At 51.1% G+C, this 24,860-nt stretch carries 15 protein-coding genes and 1 pseudogene; 13 read left to right on the top strand and 3 right to left on the bottom strand.

All coding sequences use genetic code 11. The annotated features are described in order from the left end of the window. The first annotated feature begins 57 nt into the window (after window positions 1-57). The 5 genes and pseudogenes from JRI89_11495 to JRI89_11475 all read left to right on the top strand — a co-directional run bounded on the left by JRI89_11495 (window position 58) and on the right by JRI89_11475 (window position 10,546). A complete protein-coding gene (locus JRI89_11495) occupies window positions 58-216 on the top strand; it encodes a hypothetical protein (protein ID MBW2071864.1) in 159 nt (52 codons plus the stop codon). A 120-nt stretch (window positions 217-336) separates the two neighbouring features. Continuing rightward, window positions 337-1,961, top strand: a pseudogene (pgi, locus tag JRI89_11490) (glucose-6-phosphate isomerase). Between the two features lie 161 nt (window positions 1,962-2,122). Then, window positions 2,123-5,827 carry an AsmA-like C-terminal domain-containing protein gene (locus tag JRI89_11485; GenBank protein MBW2071863.1) on the top strand — a complete coding sequence of 1,235 codons (3,705 nt, stop codon included), beginning with the start codon at window positions 2,123-2,125 and terminating at the stop codon, window positions 5,825-5,827. A gap of 340 nt (window positions 5,828-6,167) precedes the next feature. Beyond that, window positions 6,168-7,286, top strand: coding sequence for an efflux RND transporter periplasmic adaptor subunit (locus tag JRI89_11480; protein ID MBW2071862.1), 1,119 nt, complete (start codon window positions 6,168-6,170; stop codon window positions 7,284-7,286). 185 nt (window positions 7,287-7,471) lie between these two features. Continuing rightward, on the top strand, window positions 7,472-10,546 hold the full coding sequence (locus tag JRI89_11475; protein ID MBW2071861.1) for an efflux RND transporter permease subunit: 3,075 nt from the start codon (window positions 7,472-7,474) through the stop codon (window positions 10,544-10,546). 83 nt (window positions 10,547-10,629) lie between these two features. Here JRI89_11475 and JRI89_11470 read toward each other — a convergent pair whose 3' ends face one another. After that, window positions 10,630-13,050: a TolC family protein gene (locus JRI89_11470; GenBank protein ID MBW2071860.1), complete on the bottom strand. Its 2,421-nt coding sequence runs from the start codon at window positions 13,048-13,050 to the stop codon at window positions 10,630-10,632. Window positions 13,051-13,288: 238 nt separating this feature from the next. Beyond that, a complete protein-coding gene (locus JRI89_11465) occupies window positions 13,289-14,254 on the bottom strand; it encodes a 2-dehydropantoate 2-reductase (protein MBW2071859.1) in 966 nt (321 codons plus the stop codon). Between the two features lie 425 nt (window positions 14,255-14,679). On the opposite strand from JRI89_11465, the gene JRI89_11460 reads away from it, so the two are divergent. From JRI89_11460 to JRI89_11450, 3 genes are all read left to right on the top strand, one after another. Next, window positions 14,680-15,531: a 3-hydroxybutyryl-CoA dehydrogenase gene (locus JRI89_11460; protein MBW2071858.1), complete on the top strand. Its 852-nt coding sequence runs from the start codon at window positions 14,680-14,682 to the stop codon at window positions 15,529-15,531. A gap of 49 nt (window positions 15,532-15,580) precedes the next feature. Beyond that, window positions 15,581-16,738, top strand: coding sequence for an acyl-CoA dehydrogenase family protein (locus tag JRI89_11455; GenBank protein MBW2071857.1), 1,158 nt, complete (start codon window positions 15,581-15,583; stop codon window positions 16,736-16,738). Between the two features lie 100 nt (window positions 16,739-16,838). Beyond that, complete coding sequence (locus JRI89_11450) at window positions 16,839-18,047, top strand: acetyl-CoA C-acyltransferase (GenBank protein MBW2071856.1); 1,209 nt, start codon at window positions 16,839-16,841, stop codon at window positions 18,045-18,047. A 127-nt stretch (window positions 18,048-18,174) separates the two neighbouring features. On the opposite strand, the gene JRI89_11445 is transcribed toward JRI89_11450, so the two are convergent. Continuing rightward, window positions 18,175-19,092: a hypothetical protein gene (locus JRI89_11445; GenBank protein MBW2071855.1), complete on the bottom strand. Its 918-nt coding sequence runs from the start codon at window positions 19,090-19,092 to the stop codon at window positions 18,175-18,177. 297 nt (window positions 19,093-19,389) lie between these two features. On the opposite strand from JRI89_11445, the gene JRI89_11440 reads away from it, so the two are divergent. From JRI89_11440 to JRI89_11420, 5 genes are all read left to right on the top strand, one after another. Then, window positions 19,390-19,950, top strand: coding sequence for a hypothetical protein (locus JRI89_11440; protein MBW2071854.1), 561 nt, complete (start codon window positions 19,390-19,392; stop codon window positions 19,948-19,950). 657 nt (window positions 19,951-20,607) lie between these two features. Further along, window positions 20,608-21,036 (top strand): peptidylprolyl isomerase, encoded by a 429-nt coding sequence (locus tag JRI89_11435; GenBank protein MBW2071853.1) that lies wholly within the window; start codon window positions 20,608-20,610, stop codon window positions 21,034-21,036. Window positions 21,037-21,203: 167 nt separating this feature from the next. Then, window positions 21,204-22,190, top strand: a complete 987-nt coding sequence (locus tag JRI89_11430; GenBank protein ID MBW2071852.1) for a peptidylprolyl isomerase — start codon at window positions 21,204-21,206, stop codon at window positions 22,188-22,190. Between the two features lie 66 nt (window positions 22,191-22,256). After that, window positions 22,257-23,225, top strand: coding sequence for a transposase (locus JRI89_11425; protein ID MBW2071851.1), 969 nt, complete (start codon window positions 22,257-22,259; stop codon window positions 23,223-23,225). Window positions 23,226-23,264: 39 nt separating this feature from the next. Further along, window positions 23,265-24,545, top strand: coding sequence for an outer membrane protein transport protein (locus JRI89_11420; protein ID MBW2071850.1), 1,281 nt, complete (start codon window positions 23,265-23,267; stop codon window positions 24,543-24,545). The last annotated feature ends 315 nt before the right edge of the window (window positions 24,546-24,860 follow it).

Genomic DNA, 24,860 nt, shown 5'->3' with positions numbered 1-24,860 from the left:
TCTCCTCCTGACTCAGCTTTTTGTTTGATGCTGGGGCACAATGCTGTACATGCGGGCATGGCAGGCCGGACCAACATGGTGGTGGGCTACTGGCGGGACGAATTCACCCATGTGCCTATTTCTGTGGCGGTGTCAAAACGGAAACAAATGAATCCCAAAGACAAATTATGGACCGGTGTTCTCTCCACCACAGGGCAGCCCAGAGAGATGTGTTGAGCAGGACTGAGACCATCCTTTCAGAGAGCCCAGGTGCCTGCGGAGAACATAGAACAGAATGCAAGAGTCGCGTCAGCGGAGAGCCCATGATTGTTGCAGCAAATAACGAGGAGATCAGGGATGGCTAGAACCACAGAGTTGCCCGCCTGGAAAAAGTTGGCAGAGCACCACCGACAGGTAGCTGATCTGCACATGCGGGATCTTTTCGCCCAGGACCCTGGGCGGTTCGACAAGTTCTCCTTGCGTCTCGGAGACATACTCTTCGACTATTCCAAGAACAGAATTACCGAGGAGAGCATGAATTTGCTCATAGAACTGGCAGAGCAGGCCGGGTTGCCCGAGAAAATTCAGGCCATGTTTGCCGGGGAGAAGATCAACAATACAGAAGGACGAGCTGTACTGCACGTGGCCCTGCGCAACCGTGCCAACAGGCCCATATTTGTGGATGGCAAGGACGTGATGCCTGCAGTCAACAGGGTCCTCGAAAAGATGCGGCTTTTCAGTGAGGCTGTGCGTTCGGGTCAATGGAAAGGATACAGTGGCCGAGACATCACGGATGTGGTGAATATCGGCATTGGCGGCTCAGATCTGGGGCCGCAAATGGTCACTGCTGCCCTGGCGCATTACCTTCATCCCACCTTGCGCTGCCATTTTGTTTCTAACGTGGATGGCACTCACCTGGTAGAAACTCTAAAGGAATTGAGCCCCCAGAGCACACTGTTTGTCGTTGCTTCAAAGAGCTTCACCACTCAGGAGACTATGACCAATGCAGGCTCTGCCAGGAGCTGGTTTCTGGCAGAGGCCGGCGAAGAGCAGGCGGTTGCCAAACACTTTGTCGCTGTGTCTACCAATACAGAGGAAGTTGTCAAATTTGGCATAGACCCGGAGAACATGTTCGAATTCTGGGACTGGGTGGGAGGACGCTACTCACTCTGGTCAGCCATTGGCCTCTCTATTGTGCTGGCAATCGGCATGGACCGGTTTGAAGAACTGTTGCAGGGGGCGCATGAGGTTGACGAACATTTTCGCACAGCACCTCTGCCAGAAAATATTCCAGTGCTGATGGGGCTGCTGGGGATCTGGTACAATAATTTTTTTGGGGCTGAAACACAGGCTATCCTCCCATATGATCAATATCTTTACCGTTTTCCAGCATATTTCCAACAGGGTGACATGGAGAGCAACGGCAAGAGCGTAACCAGAGATGGTGAACCTGTAGACTACTCCACAGGACCCGTCATCTGGGGTGAACCAGGAACGAACGGTCAGCACGCCTTTTTCCAACTTATCCATCAGGGAACAAAGCTGATCCCTTGCGATTTTCTGGCCCCGGCGAAGAGCCTCAACCCCCTGGGTGAGCATCACACCATTCTGATCGCCAACTTCCTGGCTCAGACAGAGGCCCTGATGAGGGGAAAAACTGCAGCTGAGGTTCGCCAGGAGCTCCTGGCTGCAGGCCTGTCCGAGGAAGAACTGGGGCGTCTGGTGCCGGCTAAAACCTTTCCTGGGAACAGACCTTCCAACTCACTCCAAAAACCCTGGGTTCACTCATTGCGCTCTACGAGCACAAAATCTTTACCCAGGGAGCCATCTGGAACATCAATTCCTTTGATCAGATGGGAGTGGAGCTGGGCAAACAGCTGGCCAGGAAAATCGAACCGGAACTGCGGGCAGAAGGGCGGGTCTGTTCACATGATTCCTCCACCAATGGTCTGATCAACTACTTCAAGGAGATGCAGTCCTGACATTGTTGCTGAAAACAGGCGATGTAGAGCAGATTTTCAAGGGCACTTGCTGAAGACGAGGGTGCCCGAATTGGAAAGGTAGAAGCCAATGTTTAAAGAAGCTAAATGGAGAGCTGGGGTGGTGGCCATCCGTGGGGAAGCACTCACCGGTTAAGATCAAAATGAAGAAAGCTTCATTCATTGTTGCTGGGGGCCTGCTTCTCCTACTTGTTCTTCTGATGCTTCTGGTTCTTGCTGCACCCAGATTAGTAAACCTTGGCCCGGTAAGAGAAGCAATACAGACTACAGTTTCCCGTGAAATGGGGGGAGAAGTCAGTTGCGACCGAATAATCCTGGAACTGTTTCCGCGGCCGCGGGTGATTCTGCTAGAAACCAGGCTGTCCATACCTGATCTAGCCCGAGGATCCATCAGAACTGCAACCTTGTATCCCCGTATCCTTCCTCTTTTGGGGGGCAAATTCGAACCTCTCAAGGTGCAGCTCGAGTCTCCGGAACTTCGCCTACAATTTCGTCCACCCTCCCAGGAAGGCAAAGGAAAAGCCAGGAGCGTCTCTCCTGAAGAAGCGGGTAAAACGCCGGCCGTTATTCTGACTCAGATCGCAGCGAAACTGCCGGATACCCTTTTCCGCATAGAAAATGGCAGTTTTCTCCTTTCCGGACCGGAACAGCGATCCCTCAACTTCAAGGAGATTGAAGCCACTTTGCGGACTGGAGATAGAAAACTCAGAGTGAGCATCATCTGCACCTCCAACCTCTGGACCCAGGCGATTGTAACGGCACGGATAAACCTGAAGAACTTCAATGGCGAGGGGAAAGCCGAAGTGATCGGCTTTCGTTCTCAGCAACTCACAAGCTACCTGTTGCCTTCTGGTTGGCAAGAGATAGCTGAAGCGAATGTCAACCTGAAATTCGGTTTTCGTATAGATGGACTCGAAGATATCAAGGTGAACATGGAGAGTCCTGCGGTTTTGGTACACTTTCGGCAGGGCACCAAGGAAGTCACTGTCAAGGGAAAAAGACTGGCAGCTACCCTTCACCAGCAAAAAAACAAGACCACAGTCACTCTGGAGAAACTGGAACTCGACTACCCTCGAGCCAAAGTTAGTGGAAGATTGGTGTTGCAGAAGGAGAGCCCTCGAATAGCCCTGTCTCTGCAAGGCAACGAGGTGGACGTCAGCTCCGCCAGGGAGGTGGCCCTGTTCCTGGGGGGAAATGATTCGACAACACGTGATATTTTTGACGTGGTAAGAGCAGGGACAATTCCCCTGATAACCTGCAGCGCCCGAGGTGACTCACTGGTTGATCTGCAGGAGCTGGATAACATCCAGATCAAAGGTCAGATGCTCGACGGAGAAATATTCATACCCGGCGCCGAGCTGGATCTGAAAAGGGTAAGGGGAGAGGCGCTCATTTCCCATGGCGTCCTGACAGGAAAACACCTGGCAGCAATTGAGGAAAATGCCAGGGGATGGGATGGCGAACTGCGTCTGGGCCTTGAGGGGGAACAGTGGCCTCTTTATTTGAACATTGCAATGGAGGCGAATCTGGGGCGGCTCCCTCTCTATTTGAGGAGGTGGATTGATAATAAAGCATTTCTGAAAGAACTGGACATGATAAAGAACCTCGAGGGCAAGGCTAAAGGAAGGCTGCTTCTGGCGGGGCATACTGCCGACTTCAATACATCTGTCTTTGTTTCAGGCTTCACACTTGCCGCAGACTACCAGCGAATCCCTTATTCCCTGAGCTGTAGTGGCGGACAGTTTACCTATACTGACAACGGAATTGAGTTCGACGATCTCTCTGTGCTGATGGGCAATTCTACAGTCTCTGGCCTGCAGGGGAGTATTTCCTGGAATGGCAGAGCTCGATTGGATGTGGCCTTTGGCAGAAGTGAGGTCGTGGTGGAGGAGATCATCCCCTGGCTCAGCAAGTATCAGGAAAATTTGGCCAGAGCACTCGATGGGGTCGAGGAGCTGGGGGGGATTTTGATTCTGTCCGAATCAAAATTGCAGGGTCCTCTTTTGGAGCCCGACCAGTGGAGTTGGAAGGGATCCGGTAGCCCGAAGCGAATTCGTATCAAGGCCAAACAATTGCCCGAGCTGCTCACCTTGAGTGGAGGAAAATTTAAAGTTTACGAGGACGTGAAGGGCCAGCAGTTGTCTTTGCAGGGGATGCAAGTGAATATCATGGACACCAGCCTGACCATCTCAGGTTCTGTCTACAATTATTTGAGTGGCTTGAGCAAAGTGGACATCACTCTGGACGGCAAGGTGATGCCGGGCATGGCGTCCTGGCTATATGAGAAGGTCCAGATCCCACCCGCCGTACGATTGCGACCACCTTATTCATTTTCTCAGTCCCATCTGATCTGGCAGCCACCATCTAGATTTACTTTTGCTGGTCCTCTGTTATTTCCAGAAGGCCCCACTGTTTATATCAACTTGCTCTCCGATACTGGTCAACTAAAACTCGAGAAAATAAAAATAGAAGATGGTGAAGCAACCGCGTTCATCTCTTTTGACGATAACCCGGAAAAAGTAGTTCTGGACTACAAGGGCTATCTCACGGGAGATACGGTGGACAAGATTGTCATAGCCAATCGATTCCTCAAGGGCTGGTTGAAGGGAGGTTTCCAGCTACAACTGCCAAGAGATTCTGGTGACAGCCCTGTAGTTCAAGGGCAACTCGAGGCGGAAAAAGTGGCGTTGCAGGAGGAGGGAGGGATGCCACTGATGTTGGAGAAAGCATCTCTAACTGCCAGAGGAAACCAGGTCGAGGTGAGCTCTACAGAGCTCCTCTGGGGCAATGCTAGAATAGACGTTTCCGGCAATATCAGGCTATTTGCACGCCAGTTTGTTGTTGATCTCGAACTTGATGCGGATACGCTTCGTTGGGATCAGCTGAAAGCATTCCTGCAAGAAGAAGGGGGCGGCAACAAGACTTCCGGAGAGAAGAGCAGCAGGGTTGCTTTCCGGGGTACGCTGAGGCTGGAGGCTGAACGTTTCGTTTTTGAAAAATTCACCTGGGTCCCCTTGCAGGCAAAGATCGTTTTTGACCAGCAACAAGCGCAAATCGAGCTGACCAGAGCCTCTTTGTGTGGCATCTCCACCAAAGGCAACTTGCTGTGGACACCTGAAAATCTTAAGGTAACACTTCACCCCAGGGCAGTCGACCAGGATATGAACGCATTCTTGTTGTGTGTCTCGGGTCGTGAAAGATTGGCCACTGGCACTATCAACCTCGAGAGTGAACTGACGGCTTCCGGAAAAGCTGAAGACCTTGTGGGCAGCATGCGAGGACAGTTTGAATTCACTGCCAGGGACGGCCGCATTTATCATGACAAAGGGTTGCTTGGGAATCTCTTTGATGTGCTCAACGTGACAGAGATTTTCAGAGGCGAGCTGCCAGACCTGGGCAAAGAGGGTTTTGCCTACAGTGAAATGAATATCAAAGGGGATATCGAGAATGGTAGGCTGAAGCTGCAAGAGGCAATACTGAATGGCTCTTCAATGGAGCTGGCCTGCATGGGTGAAGTGGATCTTGTTAATAAGAAGTTGGATCTCACAGTGCTTGTGGCTCCCATGAAGACAGTAGACTTTCTGATAAAAAAAATTCCCATCGTAAGCCAGCTGCTGGGAGGGAATCTTATTTCCATACCAATGAAGGTGACTGGTGATTGGGCAGATCCGAAGGTTATGCCGCTGTCTCCTTCCACGGTAGCTTCTGGAGTATTGCGGCTGATGGAAAGGACGCTGAAACTTCCGGTGGTGCTGGTGCAACCGCTGATTCCAGAAAAGAGTGAGGAGAAAGGGGAGCAAACAGGACAGGATGAAAAACTTGGTCCGGTCATGCCCGATCATAATTGACGGGCAGCTATCTGACTTTATGGTTGCCCCTTGTCCAGTCGTCTCCTGTGGCGTGTTCATATGTCTACGCAGAGAAAACAGGACGCTGTTTGCCGACATTTCACTTGCAAGAGAGTATCAGTTGATTTATTTTACTAAATTACGTCCAGTAACAGAGGAATATTCGAATACTGGAAGGCGTCTGCTCCTCGACGGGAACATGGGCCGATAATTATAAATGCCAGCGCAAACGAAAAGTAGCAACCACGCATTTTTTCGACCACAAGGCCGAAAAGCGCATATGAAGGGAGAGATAGGGATGATTCCCTGTAGTTTTCAATGCCGGCCAGGACAGGGCTTTATGCCACTAATTGTCTTACTTTTTTTGGGGGTGCTATTAACAGCCGGTTGTGGGAAAGAAGAAAAACCGCCCGAAATTATCCGTTCAATCAGATGGATGAAGCTGACCGAGTACTCACCCAGGCAGGTGAGGAGGATCTCGGGTACCACAAAGCCTGTGGAACAGACGGCCCTGAGCTTTGCCGTGGGGGGTACTGTCGAGAAGGTCAAGGTGAATCTGGGCGATCAAGTAAAAAAAGGACAGATCCTGGCCGAACTCGATAAACAACCATTCATACTGGCAGTCAGAGATGCCGAAGCTGCACTGGCAAAGGCCCAGGCCCAGGTGGTGGAGCGGCGAGCCAACTATGAGAGGATCCTCGCCCTCTACGAGTCGAACAATGCCAGCAAGGCCGAGTTGGATTCGGCCCGCGCTGACTTTGACAGTGCCAAGAGCCAGGTGGAGGCGGCCAAGGCCCAACTGGGACTTGCAAAGCGCGACTTGCGCAAGACCGTGCTGAGAGCGCCATATGACGGGACTATCTCTTTGAAAGAAATCGAGCCCTTCATGGAGATTCCCGCAGGAAAACCGGTATTCGGCCTGGACGGCGAAGAGTCAGGCTTCGAGGTGAAGACTGCAGTACCCGAATCCCTGGTGATTCATTTGAAGGTGGGTGACCGGGCTGAGGTTATTTTTCCCACACTGGATTTCAAGAAGGTTCCCGGAGTGATTACCGAGGTCAGCGCCAGGTCGATAGTGGCGAGCACCTATCCGGTGACTGTGAGGTTGGAGGAAAGATTCTCGGAACTCAGAGCGGGAATGTCAGTGGAAGTTGCTTTTGAGTTCACTCCAGTGTCAGAAAGCGGCAAACCGGTAACCAGGGGGATTGCGGTTCCCATGTCCGCCATTCTAGTGGGGTCAGATAAGACGAATTATGTTTTTGTCTATGACGAAGGCAGCTCCACTGTAAAGAAGACGCAAGTGAAAGTGTTGAATCTGCGCGACAACGACATGATCATTGAACCGGGCCCTGTAAAGGCCGGGGACATTATAGCTATTGCCGGTGTGCAATTCTTGACGGATGGACAGAAGGTTAAACTGATGGAGGAAAAAGGTAAGCCTGTGGGCACAGAAAAGTAATAGTGTAATGGAGCAATGGAGTGATGGGAGCCTGCAAGATTATTTTTTTCGTGATCTGTTCCCAATACTTCACTGATTCGATACTTCCGGACACACCACTAGTCTGCCACACCGAGTAAAACCTTGACCTGTAAACACGGTCATATCCATAGGTTTGACATGCTAGTAACGAAACGGGGTTTTGCATGAATCTCACTGAATTCTCATTGAAAAACTCGCGTTTGGTCATGCTGCTGGTGGCCCTGCTGACTGTGGCAGGCATTGGCATGCTGCCGAGCTTTCCCAGCAAAGAGGACGCTGTGGTAACCATCAGGGATGCGGTGGTAACCACCTATTATCCGGGCATGTCGCCTCGACGGGTGGAGGATCTCATCACCCGCAAGGTGGAGGAATATATCCGCAAAATACCTGAGGTAGAAGATATCTACGATGTCAAATCCGCCACAGGGGTGTCCATTATCTACGTCAAGGTCTACGATAAGTTTTTCGACCTGGATCGTATATGGAACAACCTGCGCAACAAGATGGACGACGTCAAGCCGGAGCTGCCGAAAGGAACCATTGGGCCCATTGTGGATGACGAATTCGGCGACGTATCAGTGGTCCTGGTGGCCCTGACAGCCAAGGGTTTTAGCATGGCTGAGATGCGCGATGTTGCCCGGGACATGCGCGATGATTTTTACACTCTTGAGGGAATCCGCAAAGTGGAGCTCCACGGAGTGCAGGACGAGCGGGTTTTTCTGGAGATATCCAACGCTCGCTTGGCCCAATACGGACTGACACCGACCCAGCTTGCCCAGAGCCTCAGGGAGCAGAATATTATTCTCCCGGGGGGGGCCGTTGACACGGGAACTGTGGAGTTGGTGGTGGAGCCCACAGGCAATTTTGAGAGCATGAAAGACATTGAAAATGTTGTCATTAAACTGCCCAAATCCAATCAGGTTGCCTACCTGAAAGACATAGCTGCCATAAAGCGTGCTTACGTCGATCCGCCCGAAAAGAAGGTGTACTATAACGGGGAGCCTGCCATTATTCTGGCGGTGGAGCAAATGGAGAAGGGTGTCAATGTTTTGGACTTTACTCCCCTGGTAGAGCAGCGCGTCAAGGAGTGGCAGGATCGGCTTCCCGTAGGCTACAAGGTGGACATTGCTTTTCAACAGGCCAGATATGTCAAAGAGTCGGTGAACGGTGTGGCCATGAACCTGGCGCAGACCTTGGTCACGGTGCTTGTGGTGGTTATGCTTTTTCTGGGCTGGCGCACAGGGCTGATCGTGGGCACCATTGTTCCTTTGACCATGATAGTGACCCTGGTTTTCATGCGGGTGCTGGGCCTCGAGCTGCATCGGATTACCCTGGCAACACTGATCATTTCCCTTGGACTTCTGGTGGACAACGGAATAGTGATGGCCGAGGAAATCGGCCGGCGCATGCTGGAAGGGGAAAAACGATGGGATGCTGCCATCAATGCAGGCAAGACTCTGGCCTTGCCTCTACTTACCTCTTCACTGACCACTATCCTGGCATTTGTGCCGCTGGCAATGGCTCCCAATGTTACCGGGGAGTACCTCAGTTCCATGGCAACAGTGATTACCATTACCCTCCTCACTTCCTGGGCTCTTGCCATCATGGTGACGCCTCTCAACTGCTTCTGGTTCTTGAAGCCAAAAGTGCTCACTGAAGAAGAAGTTCAAGCGCAATATCAGAAGCCCATGATCAGGATGTACAAAAAGCTTCTGGATTTCTGCCTGGGAAACCGTATTGTTGTTCTGGCAATCGTAGCTGGTTTGATGGTGGGGGCTGTTTTTCTGCAAGGTCTGGTGCGGGTGCAGTTCATGCCCGACTCTGAGCGGGATCAGTATATGATTTATCTGGACCTCCCTGCAGGCTATGGCTCCAATGCTATGGACCATACTGCGGTGCGCTTCCTCCAGTGGCTCAACGACAAGAAGACCAACCCCGAAGTGGCAAATAGCATAGCCTATGTAGGCTACGGCGGGCCTCGTTTTTTCCAGACATTTGGTCCTCGGGCGCCGGCGCCAAATATTTCTTTTATCCTGGTAACAACAAAAGACTATGATTCCATCTACCCTTCGATGGACAGGGCCCGCGATTATCTTGCCGCCAATTTCCCTGAAGCCTACGCGCGCATCAAGAAATTCTGGCTGGGGGCAAACGAGACCGGCCTGGTGGAGGTGCGCATTTCCGGGCCGGGCCACGACAAGATTTATGAACTGAGTCAACAGGTGGAAGAGGCCCTTCGCAAGATTCCAGGAACCGTGGGTATTTACAATGATTGGGAGAACCGGGTCAGCAAGATCCTGGTTGATATCGATCAGGCCAGGGCCCGCAGGGCCGGCGTTACCTCTGAGGAGATCGCCAACAGTCTGAACACCTTTTTTAGCGGCGGCATAATTACTGATTATCGGGAAGAGGACAAGGTCATACCTGTGATGTTCCGGGCCATAGGAGCGGAGCGCAAGACTCTCGACCGCCTTCGTACCGTGGAAGTGTACTCTTCCACCAAGAATATAAGTGTACCCCTGACCCAGGTGGCGGATCTGAGAGCTGAGACCATGTACAATCAGATCTATAGGCGGAATCTATTACCTACGGTGACCGTGGAGGCGAAACACAGGTGGCTGCAGGCAGCGGAACTGGAGGAGGCTCTGCAGCCGGCTCTTGACAAGATAATGAAGGATCTGCCCACCGGCTATTTCTGGGAGTGGGGTGGCGAATCTGAAAATTCAGCCAAGGCGCAAAATGCCCTGAGAATATTTATCCCGCATGCCCTGGGAGCCATGATTTTGCTCATGGTCTGGCAGTTCAACTCCTATGCCAAGCCGGCAATTATTTTCATCACCATTCCCCTGGTGTTAATCGGTGCTGCCCCCGGGATGCTTCTTACCGGGGCGTTTTTTGGCTTTATGGCAATCCTGGGTTTTCTCAGTCTGGCAGGCATAATCATCAATAATGCCATCGTCTTACTGGATTCTATTCAAAATGAAATAGATGCAGGAGTGGAGCCTTACAATGCTGTGCAGAAGGCATGTCTTACCCGGTTCAAGCCGGTGTTGATGACCACCCTGACCACCATTCTCGGGCTGGTTTCTCTAATGATCCCACCAGATGCCATGTTTTTTGCCATGGCGGTGGTGATAAGCTTTGGGCTCGGCGCCGGCACCTTGTTGACCCTGGTGGTGGTTCCTGTGCTCTACGCCATGTTTTTCAGGGTAAAAAAGACTAAAGCAGTTGCAGGATAGGCAAGAGAGCTGCAACTCGAGTCAGATCATCTAATTTTTCTTTCCCCAGAGAGAAGGGGAGAGAAAAATTTTTATCATGATACTCAACTCTTTCTCAGGACAATCCCTGTCTTTTCAAAGTAAAGCTCCAGTTCGTGAAACCATTTGTCTCGCTCTGGGGCGCTGAGAAAAAAGTCGAACCTGCCGGCGGCCCGCTGCACGTTCGTGTAATCCACCAGAAAGTCATATACTGCATTTTCCGCTCTGCGGTCAGCAGCCAGAGAGCTGTTCTGGGCGTCCAGCAGGTCAATAATGGAGACCAGGCCGCGGACGTACTGATCCGTGACCAACTCCAGGTTCTTGCGGGCCGCTACAGCAGCGTCTCTTGACAGCTTTATGTTGGGGTAGGAAGCTCCTGCTCGGAAAAGGGCTCTGCGAATGCGCTCTTCCACCCTTTCAGCCACAGCCTGTCGCTGGGTCTGCAACCCGGACAGTTCCTCGCTGTATCGCCTCAATGTAGCGACCTTGCCTCCACCAGTGAAAAAAGGAAAAGTGGCGAACAACCCTACAGACCAGTCGGTGTCATTGGCCCTGGGTATATCGAAGTTGTCGAATCCTTTGGGCGCACTGCTGCCGGCGCCACCCTTGTCGAAAGTCTCTGTCACGTCTCCCTGGAGGGAGAAGGTGGGAAGCCAGAAGGCCCGCCGTGCAGCAGTCAGTATCCTCTGCTGGGCCTGAATGGCAGCATCGAGTCTCTTGAGTTCTGGAGCGATGGCGAGTCCCTGTTCGACGATGAAATCGCGGTAAATGCGATAGTAGCGGGGATTCTCCACGTAGGGAAAGAGACGAGGGTCGCTGACCAACAGCAAAGGATCCTTGAGGTTTTCTTCTGCCAAGGTGAGCTGCTCTTCCAGTGGTCTGTGGAGGATGCGATTCAACCTGTTTTCAGCCTGGCGCGTTCGGGCAATAGCATCCAGCACCGCCGAACGGTTGACAGCGATCTGGCTTTCCCAGCGATATTCCTCGGATCTGTTAGCGAGACCAATGGCAACACGTGCCTTGGCTCTTTCCAGGTTCGCCCGGGTGAGTCGTAAATTGGCCTTTTCCACGCGCTCTAAAGTCTTTGCCCGCAGCACGTCGAGATAAGCAACCGCTGCATCTCGGATGACATCGAGCTTCACAGTTTCGCGCTGCTGTTCTCTGGAGACCTGTAAATGTTTTTCTGCCGTGAAGCTTGACCAGGCATCTTCAGAATAAATAAGCTGCGTGCCTCTGACGGAACCTGTCCATCTTCGCTCGCTCTCGGTGCCCATACTCGCTTCTGCCCGGTCCTCATCTATGATCACGCCGGCAGATTCGAGATCCACCTGCGGCAGCAGAGCGGACTGTCTCTGCTTTACCGCCTGCTTGCCTGCAGCCACCACCTTTTGCTGAACCAGGAGATCGAGGTTTGCCACCAGGGCTTCCTGTACTGCGGTCTGCAGTGTAAGTTGTCTGCCCATGCCCTGGACTTCCTCATTAATGAGCTCCGCTTCGGTGAGCACGCTCCAGGAAGGATACACCCCTATGGCCCGGGCCGTGGCCATGTTTATGGTGATCTTCTGCTCTGCGGCAAAAGCCACTTTGAAGGTTTCAGGCTTTTCTCCCAGGAGTGTCCGCATGACATTAAGGGCCACTCTGCGAGCAAGACGCAAAAGGTCGGACTCGGGTCTGACGCAGGTAAAAAGCCCCTGTTCAACTTCCTCTCGCCCCCAGACTGAGAAACTGGGCAGGCGACGCTGAATTAGTCCAGACACGAGTTTGTCAAATTCGCTGGGCGAAAGACGAGGAAGCGGGTCCACATACACTGAATCAACATTATCAGGCAAAGAAGAGAGAGCTTCAGCGGCGGAATAGGCCACGCCAATGACCTCGGCGTCCACGTTGTATTCGGAAGCAGTAGCAATTATTTTTTGCCGCAAGCCAGGGATGGTGTCCAGGGCAACTCTCGGCACGAGAACAGCCAAACGGTGAAATGTTACCACATCAAGAAAGGTGGCAATATCTGTGGCGAAACTGGTAAATGAGTCGACGTAGCTGAGATTTTTTACTCCACTGGCGCCGTCTTTATTGGGCAGTCCCTGGAGTTGAGCGTCTACTATAAAAGGGGCAATCACAGGCTTCGGCAGACTCTGGCGATGGCAGACATCGTTGGAAGCAAATACGCCGAGGGTGAGCACCATATCGACTTCAGGATCCTCGAGAAGTTGATCTATCGCCTGCCGAATACCGGCAGCTTCCCAATTGCCGTCAATAATTTTGTCGGAGGGAAATACCACATTGTACTCACCCGTGGTGAGATGAAGAATTTCATCTTTGAAAAGCTTGATTTTTTCCTGATAGCGGAGCGCCGGTCCGTCTCTGACGATGCCGATAGTGACTTTGGGTAGTTCTGCATCTGCTTTAGATGTTGTAGTAATGGTGGCGGCAATAACCAGAGCAACAATTTTCAGTATGCCTGCCATCTTGCTTTTATTCCTCAACATCTGCCTACTCCTTTCACAACGATTATCAACTTTTTTAAATCTCTTTTCGAAATATTTTGCAGCATCTATTGGTTAAAATGGCGAAAGTTCGCCCGGGATATTCTGAAACCTCACCTTTCTAAGAGGTTGCTTGGGACAAAAAAGGAGCGCCATTCAGAGCTGCTACACATGGCTGAAAACCAATGACCACAAAAGGGTCTGCTGAATTCATATACAGACGGCGGCCAGGATATCAACTCTACTTATATCTTCGCTGCTCCTGCACAAGCTTCATGAGAACGTAAAAACTTTCCAGGTAAGGAACCTCTACATCATGCTGCTGGGCCGTCCGCAAACAGTTGCCAAGGATGGCCTCGACCTCCATCGGTCTTCCCGCCTCATAGTCCTGCAGCATGCTGGTCTTGAAAGGTGCCATTGCCTGTGTACCCTCAATATTTTGCTCGACCACTTCAGCAGGCAGGGCGTAGCCATCTGCTGCTGCCACCTGACAGACTTCATTCATAATCTTCCGGGCAAGCTGAACCGCACCGGGAGATTGCACCATGGTTAGAGTGTCCAGGCCACCGGCGAGGACCGACAAGGGGTTGAATGCAGCGTTCCAGACGAGCTTTCGCCATCTGGCGGTTATCACGTCTTCAGTAGTTTCACAGGGCACCTGCACACTGTTGAACAGCGAGGCCAGCAACTCTGTTCTAGTTGACGATCCTTGTGGGAAACGGCCTATCACCAGCCGACCATAGTCTGAGTGTTCGATATGCCCTGGTTTTGGCCTGCTGAGGCAAATGAATGCCAGGGCACTGATAATCTCGTTTTCCGGGAAGGCCTCGACCAGGGGCTCTTCAATGTGAATGCCGTTCTGCAAAAGAACAATGGTCGTCTCTGGTCCTACCGACTCTCTGATAAGATTGGCAGTGTCAATTTGGGGCAGGACCTTTAATGCCACCAGCATGAAGTCTGGTGGTGGAGCGTATTCGCTCAGGTGGCCAATTACTTTTTCTGGCATAAAAGTAAAGTCACCCCCTACGCTGGAAATCGAGATGCCTTTCTCTTTCACCTGGGCAAATTCGGAACGGCAGAGCGCTGCCACTCGGGCGCCGGCTTGGGCCAATTTGCCGCCATAATAACCGCCGACTGCACCGGTTCCCACCACCAGTACTCGGGGCGCTTGTTGAAATTGGTTGTAATTTCTTGTTGTCTCAACCACTGGTAGGGGATGCCTCCGTTTGCATGCTAATATGAAACCATCCAAACGCAAAAATCATATTCCGGCCTCTCCGTCTTCATATGGTCATGTGAGTTAACGAGAGAGTGAGTCAGTAAGATAACGCGCTCCATTATGATGAATGGCCGCTGAACTGTCAAAGCCTTTGTTGCGAATTAGAACTGGGGGACAGCCAACATATGGGCTGCTTGGTTAGAGCGAGATCTGCAGGAATTTGTGGCCAGGAAAATTAACTGGCAACATGGCGCTTCGACAAAAGTAAGCCGGGCCTGTCAGCACTGCAGTTGGTTTGCAGGCAAGAGGATTTTTATAGACATATTACCTACTATGTGTTATGAGACCCTACACCTTGGATGGACTTTTCTAGAAAAAATTTTTTCCTTACTTAGAGGAGGAGATTCATGGACATCAAGAAGGTGTGCATTGTGGGTGCAGGAATTATGGGATCTGGGATCGCCCAGATCGGGGCACAGGCTGGCTATCAGGTGGTTGTGCGGGATGTCGAAGAACGTTTTCTAGAAAAAGGAATGGCCGCCGTCAGGAGGAGTCTGGAGAGGGCTGTGTCCAAGGAGATAATTTCCTCTGAAGATGCCGCGGCAGTGCTGGAACGAATCCGGGTCACCGTTGATCTCGAGGATGCTGGCCGCGATGCCGACTATGTCATCGAAGCCGTCACTGAAGTGATGGAAATCAAGAAAGAAGTATTCTATGAGTTGGACACCATCTGTAAGCCGGAGGCCATCTTTGCCTCCAACACCTCAGGTCTGTCAATTACGGAAATGGCCGCTGCAACCAGGAGGCCTGAGCGCTTCATCGGTCTTCACTTTTTCAACCCTGTTCCTGTTATGAGGCTGGTAGAGATCATCCGGGGGTTTTTGACCTCTGCTGAAACCTTAACTCAGACAAGGATTTTTGTTGAAAGTTTGGGCAAGAGTCCCATCGAGGTCAAGGAAGCTCCTGGCTTCGCTGTGAACCGAATTTTATGCCCCATGATAAACGAGGCCATTTTCGTCTATTCCGAGGGAATTGCCTCAGCAGAAGATATTGATCAGGGCATGGTTCTTGGAGCGAATCATCCAATGGGACCGCTGGCACTGGCGGATCTGGTGGGGCTGGATACCCTGCTCCATGTACTGGTGGGATTACACGAGGAACTCGGTGATGATAAGTATCGCCCAGCACCGCTGCTACGGAAAATGGTGCGAGCCGGTCACCTGGGCCGCAAGACAGGCAAAGGATTCTATGATTATAGTGGTTGAGTGAGGGTGTGCTCGGTTGTACGTTGTCCAGGAAGAAAGGGAGGAGCAGATGCAGTACGACCTTACTGAAGAACAAAAGATGTTACAGAACATGGTCCGACGGCTGGCCAAAGAGAAGGTGGAGCCCGGTGCTGCCCACAGAGACGCCCGGGCAGAGTTTGACTGGGAAATGGTAGAGTTGATGCGAGAAAACGGACTTTACGGCATAGATTTTCCTGAAGCCTATGGGGGGTCGGAGGCGGGTATGCTGGCCCTGGCCATTGTGGTAGAAGAGCTTTCCAGGGTAGATGCTGCGGTAGGATTGTTGATTGCCGACCACGAACTGGGAGCTCTACCGATTCTTCTTGCTGCCAATGAAGAGCAAAAGGGACGATGGCTGCCGAAGCTGGCTTCAGGGGAGCATCTTGCCGCCTTTGCCCTCACTGAACCGGCTGCGGGCTCGGATGTGGCCAGGCTCAGGTGCAGGGCGCAGAAACAGGGAGAGTCCTATGTATTGAATGGCACAAAGACTTTCATAACCAACGGCGGCGTGGCAGATATTGTGACGGTTTATGCCGTAACCAATCCTGAGGGGCCTTCTCACAAAAATGCTGGAGTCTTTGTAGTAGAAAAGGGCACTCCAGGATTTTCGGTGGGCAAAGAGGAAGAGAAGATGGGCATCCGTGGATCCAACACTGTAGAACTGGTGTTCGAGGATTGTCAGGTGCCGGTAGAAAACCTGCTCGGCAATGAGGGACAGGGGTTTCACATTATGATGAAAACCCTTGATTTCTCGCGAGCAGCCGTGGCTGCCCAGGCCCTTGGTATCGCTGCTGGGGCGCTCGACTATGCTGCTGCCTATGCCAAAGAAAGGGAGAGCTTTGGCAAACCTATTATTCGCCACCAGGGGATTGGCTTCAAACTGGCTGATATGGCTATGCGCACCGAGGCAGCTCGTCAATTGCTCTACAAGACTTGCGCTCTGCTGCAACAGCAGCCGAAGGATATGAGCCGGCTGAGCCCAGAGCTCATCCGTATGAGTGCCATGGCCAAATGTTATTGCGGTGATGTGGCCATGTGGGTTTCCACAGAGGCTGTTCAGGTGCTGGGAGGATATGGCTATATCAAGGAATTTCCTGTAGAGCGAATGATGCGTGATGCCAAGATCACCCAGATTTATGAGGGTACGAACGAAATCATGCGGCTCATCATTGCCAACACCCTTTGATCTGAGGCGTAATGGCCAATCCAGACATGGAGAGCAACACATCGTGCTGGTTGCTGCTGGTTGAACGCAGAGCACTTGCAACACTCACGAGGTGAGTAATATGCCAGGAAGTAAGGATAATGATGTGGTGGTAGTGGCGGCGGTCCGGACCGCCATTGGCAAGTTCGGAGGAGCACTCAAGAATGTCAGAGCACATCAGTTGGCGGCTCATGTTTTCCGAGAAGTGCTGAAGCGTGCCGGCAATCTGCAAACAGACCTGCTCAGCGATGTGATTCTCGGCGACTGTTTGCAGTGCATCGATGAGGCTAACACAGCCAGGACTGCTGCCCTGGCCGCTGGAATACCCGCTGCTGTTCCAGCCTACACCATCCAGCGTCAATGCGGCTCCTCTATGCAGGCCCTCAACAGCGGCGTCCAACAAATCCGCTGCCGGGACAGTGAAGTGGTTCTGGTGGGCGGTGTAGAATCTATGAGTTCAGCGCCCTATTATTTAGACAAAGCGCGCTGGGGCCTCCGGCTCATGAATTCAGAGCTCACTGACTCTCTGTGGGAGGCGCTCTACTCCGGCAGTCGCGTATTGGGCGAGCCCATGATTATGGGGCTGACTGCTGAGAACCTTGCTGCCAAATATGGGGTGAGTCGTCAGGACCAGGACGAACTTGCTTTGTTGAGCCATCAGAGAGCTGAAGCGGCCATCAAGGCTGGAAGGTTCCAAGAAGAAATTGTGCCGCTTGAACTGCCGTCAAGCAAGAATGAGCCAACAATATTCTCCCAGGATGAACACCCGCGTTTCGGTCTGCAGCTAGAAGACCTTGCCAAGCTTCAGCCTGTATTCAAGAAAGACGGCACTGTCACTGCGGGCAACTCTTCAGGATTGAACGATGGAGCAGCTGCAGCGCTCATTACCTCGAGGAAAAAAGCCCGGGACCTGGGATTGCCAGTTCTGGCCAGGGTAGTGGCTCATGCGGTGGTTGGAGTGGAGCCTCAGTTCATGGGCTATGGCCCCGTACCTGCCACTGAGATAGTTCTCGAGAAGGTTGGCATGTCTTTGAAAGAGATTGAACTCATTGAGTTGAACGAGGCCTTTGCGGCCCAGTATCTTTCCTGCGAGCAGGCCCTGGGTCTGGAACGCTCCATCACCAATGTGAACGGCAGCGGTATAAGCCTTGGCCACCCTGTAGGATGCACAGGCTTGCGGATCATAGTCTCCTTGATTTATGAGATGATTAGAAGAGACCTGGAGGTTGGCCTGGCCACCCTCTGCATAGGGGGCGGCATGGGTATGGCTACGGTGCTGGCTCGAGATTAGCACTTGCCGTTTTATTCGCCTGCGGAAAGAGCGCAACATGGCGAATGATCCCTTGCTCCAGCCACCTTATGTGGGGAAATTCCCCATAAATGGTCTACAGGAAGAGGCTTGTAATTGCCGCAGGTGTTTAGATATCCAGTTCATCTTCGGGCTCTTGTTCATAGCGTTTTCTGAGGATCACCAGCTTCACGAAGGCCCAGATGGTCAGCACAGCTCCAAAGAAAAACAGCAATTCGTAAAGATGAACTGCCAGATAGGTGTACCAGGAAGTCGACCTTTTGATATTGGCAAGCCAATCTCTTTCCAACTTCTCCAAGGTCGTATCCAGACTCTTTTCCACTGCAGCCTCGATTGTGCTGCCGTTTTTCATCTGCCTTAGCAGATTAATAATTGCCTTCTTGCCATAGGTAGCATTGACATAAGAGACCACGCTCTTGCTTTCCTCATAGGCAAGCATCAGAGAGCGCCGATCCTGTGGAAAATTGCTGGTGAGCTTCCACAGTGGGATATGATTTCGTCTGAGGATTGCATTTCTCAGGGTTATTCTGTCTCCACCGCTGACCATTTCCGAGACTCCGTCGCTGACCCATTGAGCTATGCCTTCATCGAGCCATCTGGGCAAATTGTCTCTAGCGATGTGGCGATGCAGGAGAAGATGACAGAGTTCGTGTTTCAGTGTGGCCGTCAGGAGAAAGGGTGTGGCATGCATTTTCGGATAATCGATGACAATGAGATCTTTTCGGGGTATGGCCACTGCCGTGAAAAGATCGCTTCCTGCCAGGCGTTGAAAAGATTCTGCTTTCTGGGTGAGATAGATTGTTGGCCGGAAGTCGATCCGCCAGGTAAGGAAGGACTCTAGTTCTGCAGCGATACGGGGATAAATTGCTGAGATTTGTTCAGCGGCGCTTTCTAGGTGATCGTCAAAGACTACAGTCAGCAATTTTTCTCTTGATGGATATACCTCCACAGCATTCGCAACCGGTGGAGATAGGCTTATGGCAGCAAGAAAAAGACAAAGGATTCTGCTCAGAAGGTATATTCTCATGCAAGTATCCTGCATCTGATCGAACCCGTGCTGTTCAAGGAATCATGTTCGCCTGCCAGCAGCTGCCAGATCACAGCTCCGCAAGTCATGGCTGCAGCTCACACATTTCATACAGTAGTGGTCTAGATGGGCGAAGTAAACATGCAAACAGATTATTAGCTTCCTTCAATGGTTCGTGGTCGACCAATGTGGTAATGTGGTAATGTATTATAGTCACGCTTTCCTTCAAAGACATCATTGGCAAGGCAGCCAGTACGGTCGCAAACAGAAAAAAGTAAACGTCCAGGGGAGATCCACATGACAGATGTTTTCTACGTCAAGGAAGCAATTTTTTCCAGGAAGTCTCATGAGAGGATTATAGCAATTGTCGACTTTTGGTTCACCCCTGTAGAGCTGGGACCACGCCGTGAGGGGATCCTAAAGATAGCTGGTTCGGAAGGATCCGAGAAAGTCGATTACTTTATCCTCACCTTTCTGGTTGATACCCAAGGAGACCAGGCTACCAGAGAGTTTCTAACAGAAATTTTTCAAAACCTTGGCGAAGGCAGCCTCAGGCCGTTTTTCAGCAGGCAGTTTGTCAAGCTTATGAAATTTCCTCTGGAGCAGGTTGTTGAAAGTCAGGAGTGGTACTTTCAAGAGTTGAACATTTATTTCAAATCGATAAAGAAACGCGAGAGCGCCTTTGTAGAAAACAAACTCATGTCTGCCTTGGCGGCTATATTGCCCTTTTCATTTGGACACGTCGAATTATGGCCAGAAGACCATGCTAAAACATCAAAATCGGCCGATCTTGCCAGAGCGAAGAGACAACCACGCCAGTCTTTTGTGGCCATGATCAAGAAGTGGGCCCGGCTATGACGTACTGTTCTCTGCTGTCAAGAGAACAGTGAGTACCTGCCTTAATTCTATACCAGGTCTATCTAAATCTACCTCCATGAGCTCGGTGGATTCAGGCCCTCACTCAATCTGCCTTACTGCAATGATCGAAAAAATTGCAATAGAGAGTTGATTGTTGTGAGAAATACTGCTAATCTCCTCGCGGATTAGGGTTCAGAGCAGTTATAGATTGCGGGGAGGAATTCCCCTAAAAGGTGTGCGCTCATTCTCCGAATTACAGGCAGAAATTCACATCAGGCGCTGATACTCTCACGCTACCTGGCCGAATGTAACAGGCTGACAAGCCATTCTTTTTTTACTTTCGGCTGCCACTTTTTAGGTATACTTCCACGACTTGGCCCACCGTTTCTATTGCTGCAGTTGTGCAATGCCCCAGCGACGAAGGGAAAGTATGCACTTCCTGCCAATTGATACGCTTCTTTTCCCGGATGGTGCTGAGGCCCCCTGAATTATTGTGACGATGCCATTCGAGACGGTAGCGCCACTTATCGACCACAGGGGATTGAAATCCACGGAGAAAGAAAAAAACAGGAGGAAAGGGTAGCGCATACCCTGTGCTAGATAACCTGCAGTCGCGTGCAGGCAGATGCAAGACTCAAAGTTCAAAGGAGAGAACAAATGGCTCAAGCAAAAGTAGGAGACAAGGTAAGGGTTCACTATGAGGGAAAACTGAACGACGGGACCGTTTTTGACTCTTCCATTGAGAGAGAGCCAATCGAATTCGTTATCGGCCAGAATATGGTCATACAGGGTTTCGAAAATGCGGTTGTTGGCATGGAGGTGGGAGAGTCAAAGTCCGTTTCGCTTGCTGCTGAAGAAGCCTTTGGCGAACATAGAGACGACCTGGTTGTGGACATCGAGAAAAAACTGATCCCCCCTCATATAGATCCACAGTTGGGTATGCAGTTGGAGCTCACCTCGGATGAGGGAACCAAAAGGTTTTTTACGATAACTCGCGTTGATGAAGAGACAGTCACTCTCGACGGGAACCATCCACTCGCTGGCAAAGAAATAATGATAAAGGTCGATCTGGTAGAAATCTTGTAGAATTGTTACTTTTTGAGACACATTATTGTAGTCAAACTCTTGAGGGCATAGGCAGAGACCTTCGAGAACAATAGAGTTGTCTACTCCCTGTACGAATTTTATCGAGCCCGGATTCGCAGTGGCAGAGTTCACTGCTGATCCAACGAGCAAGAGAAGGAGAAGTTTTCATGTTTGTTAAAACAATAAAGGGTTTCTGTGCGGTGGTGTTGTCGATTACCCTGCTGATTCTTGCATCGCAGGTTTCAGCTGCCAGCGATCAGAAGCAGGGCACCGTAGTGGCCCGAGTGAATGGTACGGACATCAGCCAGAGTGATTTTGATTCGGAGATGAGCCGTGTTCTAGACCGGATGCAGACTTCTGGCAAGGCACCCAGCAATACAGAGATGGCCAAGCTTAGACAAAACGTCCTCGACCAGCTTATTGCACGGGAATTACTCTACCAGGAGGCCAGGAAAAAAGGCATCAAGCCTGACCAGAAGACCGTGGATGAACAGTACACAGCATTGGAGGGGAGATTCCCCAGCGAGAATGACTTTAAGGCTGCCCTGACCGCTATGGGGCTAAATGAGACAAAATTGAAATCTCAACTCGAGCGCAATCTGGCCATCAAAGAACTTGTCGATACGCGGATCGTTAAAGATGTTGCTGTTACTGATGCAGAGACCAAAGCCTACTACGACAGCCATCCTGATTTGTTTCGCAGACCGGCTCAGGTGCGGGCCAGTCATATACTGGTCAAGCTTCCTGCTAATGCTGACGATGCTCAGAAGGCCGCAGCATTGAAGAAGATTAAAGCGGTGCAGGAAAAGGTGAAAAAGGGGGGCGACTTCAGCGCGCTTGCCAAGGAGTACTCCGAGGGACCCAGTGCCGAGAAAGGTGGTGATCTAGGTTATTTTGGCCGTGGCCAGATGGTGGTGCCTTTCGAAAAAGCAGCATTTGCACTGCAACCTGGACAGGTGAGCGATGTTGTCCAGACAAGGTTCGGTTATCATCTGATCAAAGTTACAGATAAAAAACCGGAGTCTCAGATTGCCTACGCAGACATCAAGGAGAGACTTGGCAACTACCTCAAACAGCAGAAGGTCCAACAAGAAGTAAAAATCTATGTCGATGACCTCAAGAAAGAGGCTGATATCAAGGAATTTCTCAAATAGGGGTCAAACTTTGATTATTGATTATATTTTTCTTGACTCCGAACTTGCCTACACTATAAGTACTTCATGGCCCGACAATTGAGAATCGAATATGAAGGGGCATATTATCACGTCCTTTCACGTGGTAACAAACAACAGGCCATTTTCCTTTCCGACCATGACCGCAAAACGTTCATCAAAACGTTGGTGCGAATGTCCGAGCGTTTTGAATTGGATATTATTGCTTTCGTATTGATGGATAATCATTATCACGTGCTGCTTCGGACCAATCGTGCGAACCTTTCAAAAGCAATGCAGTGGTTGGGCACTACATACACCACGATTTTCAATCTACGTCATTCACAGAAGGGGCATCTATTCCAGGGACGGTTCAAGAGCATTCTCGTAGAAAATGAACCTTACTTGATGCAGCTGTCCTGTTATATCCATCGAAATCCGCTGCGGGCAGGAATGGTCCAACGGCTGATTCATTACCCTTGGAGCAGCTACCCAGGTTACGCTTATAAGCGGCTTTGTCCAGACTGGGTAAAAGCAGATCTGATCTTATCGCTCTTGGGTCCTGATGGTACTCGGCGCAAAGCTTATAGGGAGAAGGTACAACAGTACGCCAACGAAAAAAAGAGCATCTGGGAAGAGGTGAAACATGGAGTGATTTATGGTTCTCAGGCCTTTGTGGACCGAATAAAAAAGGATTATTTGAATAAAGAAGCCATGGCAGACATTTCAGTTCAGAAGAGAATTGTCAACGATACGAATCTAGGAGAGATTATCGAGATGGTGTCCACCATCCCGGGGGTCGATCTTGAAAAATGGAAAAGCTGCCGTCGGATTTCAAAATCAGCTGCCATTGATCGCGATATGCTAGTGTACCATTTGTGGCGGAGCGGCCGCTTTCGCAACTCCGAGATCGGCAGCCTGACAGGTCTGAGTATCTCCTCGGTGAGCCGTCGAGCTGGAATATTTCAATCTAGGCTCGAGCAAGATAAAAGACTCCGGGCAAGATATGATAAGTTTAAAGCAATAATCAAGGTTTGACCCCTATTATCTATGAAGCTTATCTTTCGAAGAGTTCTAGTGGCTGCCGTTTTAACTTTGCTCGTGTGCCCCTCTACTAGCGCGGGCGGCCTCTGGCTATATGAAAATGGAACAGCAGATCTGGGCACTGCCGGAGCCGGGCGGGCAGCTGCGGTCAGGGATGCCTCTATAGCCGCAGGCAATCCAGCCGGCATGACCCGCTTGCAGGGCTCACGTCTCACCCTTGGTATTCAGGCGCTTTTCCCCCAGATGAAGTTTGATGTGGACGACAGTTCTTATGGAGGCCGCAGCGGCGCCAATGCTGGCTGCTTTACTCCAGCAGCCTCCTTTTATTATGTCCACAGTCTGACCTCTGACTTGAAACTCGGCCTTGCTGCCGGTTCCTATTTTGTTCTTGGACTCGATTACGGCGACAACTGGGCGGGGCGCTACTATTTTCAAAAGGGAAAGTTTCTTACATTCGGCGTCAATCCGGTGGCGGCTTACCGGATCAACAAATATCTATCGGTGGGCGGGGGAGTGAGTATGGTGCTGTCCAACTATGAAGCCAGGGCAGCCATCCGCAATTTAGAGCCCGACAGTTCAGACGGCAAGCTCAAATTCAATGACTACGCTGTGGGTTATGGAGGCAACGTCGGTATATTGATCACTCCTACCAGGACCAGCCGTTTTGGCATCACCTATCGATCCAAGGTTGAGCTGGAGTACAAGGACAAAGCAAAGCTGAAGGGTGTTGGGCCTTTGTTGAAGGCAGCGCTCGACCTTACGGGTTTGTCCGGCTCTAAAGTAAAGCTTGATATGGAACTGCCTGCTGCAGTCATGGCAAGCTTCTATCACGAGTTTACCGAGCGGCTGGCAGTAATGGGCAATGTGGGCTGGCAGAACTGGAGTGATTTTGGCAACATCGATGTGTCCATCAAAAGCAGCACCTCGAGGAGCGCTACCAATGATCTGGGGTATGACGACACCTGGCATTTTGCTCTGGGAATAGAGTATCGCATTGCTGAACCCTGGTTGTTTTCCATCGGGGCCGCCTATGACACCTCTCCCGCGAGCAGTGCCAAGAAACGCTCACCGGCCCTGCCGCTGGATGAGCAAATCCGGGTGGGAACAGGCGTGCAATATCAAATAAGCCAGGATGTCATCCTGGGTGCGGCCTACGAATATCTGGATCTGCACGATGGCAATATGGATCTGAGCGGCGGCAACTTGCGCGGTGACTTGAAAGGCAACTTCAAAACAAACCACATTAATTTCCTTGCCGTCAACCTGACCTGGAAGTCCCAAATCGAAAGGCAACTTCAAAACAAACCACATTAATTTCCTTGCCGTCAACCTGACCTGGAAGTTCTAGCCGCTGGAAGGATATTCTTGCGGTTCACCTCCGGGTTTCTGCAAAACAGTATCTGCCTTGCGGCCACTGAATAGCCACGATCTTATGAAAACAGAAGCTGATATAGGATGGCTGGCAAACCATGTGTTGGCTCTCTGCGCTCATATGCTCCCAGGTCAACAGTAGCCGTACCATCTGCATCTCCATCCACGGGTCTCGTGTTGCCGTCAATATCGGTTGCTGGGACTGCTGGGGCGTTGTTGTCTCCGGCGTCTATACAGGGTGACGTGGGCTGGAGGTGA

Source organism: Deltaproteobacteria bacterium (assembly GCA_019309045.1).
Classification (GTDB): Bacteria; Desulfobacterota; Syntrophobacteria; order BM002; family BM002; genus JAFDGZ01.
The sequence above is the reverse complement of the archived record's forward strand: the minus strand, read 5'-3'. Positions and strand labels throughout refer to the sequence as shown.

Excerpts from the sequence above, each read along its gene's own strand:
- JRI89_11450 (MBW2071856.1), top strand. The coding sequence starts at position 16,839 with ATGCCAGGAAGTAAGGATAATGATGTGGTGGTAGTGGCGGCGGTCCGG.
- JRI89_11440 (MBW2071854.1), top strand. The coding sequence starts at position 19,390 with ATGACAGATGTTTTCTACGTCAAGGAAGCAATTTTTTCCAGGAAGTCT.
- JRI89_11425 (MBW2071851.1), top strand. The coding sequence starts at position 22,257 with ATGGCCCGACAATTGAGAATCGAATATGAAGGGGCATATTATCACGTC.
- JRI89_11480 (MBW2071862.1), top strand. The coding sequence starts at position 6,168 with ATGCCACTAATTGTCTTACTTTTTTTGGGGGTGCTATTAACAGCCGGT.
- JRI89_11445 (MBW2071855.1), bottom strand. The coding sequence starts at position 19,092 with ATGAGAATATACCTTCTGAGCAGAATCCTTTGTCTTTTTCTTGCTGCC.
- JRI89_11495 (MBW2071864.1), top strand. The coding sequence starts at position 58 with ATGGCAGGCCGGACCAACATGGTGGTGGGCTACTGGCGGGACGAATTC.
- JRI89_11455 (MBW2071857.1), top strand. The coding sequence starts at position 15,581 with ATGCAGTACGACCTTACTGAAGAACAAAAGATGTTACAGAACATGGTC.
- JRI89_11470 (MBW2071860.1), bottom strand. The coding sequence starts at position 13,050 with ATGTTGAGGAATAAAAGCAAGATGGCAGGCATACTGAAAATTGTTGCT.
- JRI89_11485 (MBW2071863.1), top strand. The coding sequence starts at position 2,123 with ATGAAGAAAGCTTCATTCATTGTTGCTGGGGGCCTGCTTCTCCTACTT.
- JRI89_11435 (MBW2071853.1), top strand. The coding sequence starts at position 20,608 with ATGGCTCAAGCAAAAGTAGGAGACAAGGTAAGGGTTCACTATGAGGGA.
- JRI89_11430 (MBW2071852.1), top strand. The coding sequence starts at position 21,204 with ATGTTTGTTAAAACAATAAAGGGTTTCTGTGCGGTGGTGTTGTCGATT.
- JRI89_11475 (MBW2071861.1), top strand. The coding sequence starts at position 7,472 with ATGAATCTCACTGAATTCTCATTGAAAAACTCGCGTTTGGTCATGCTG.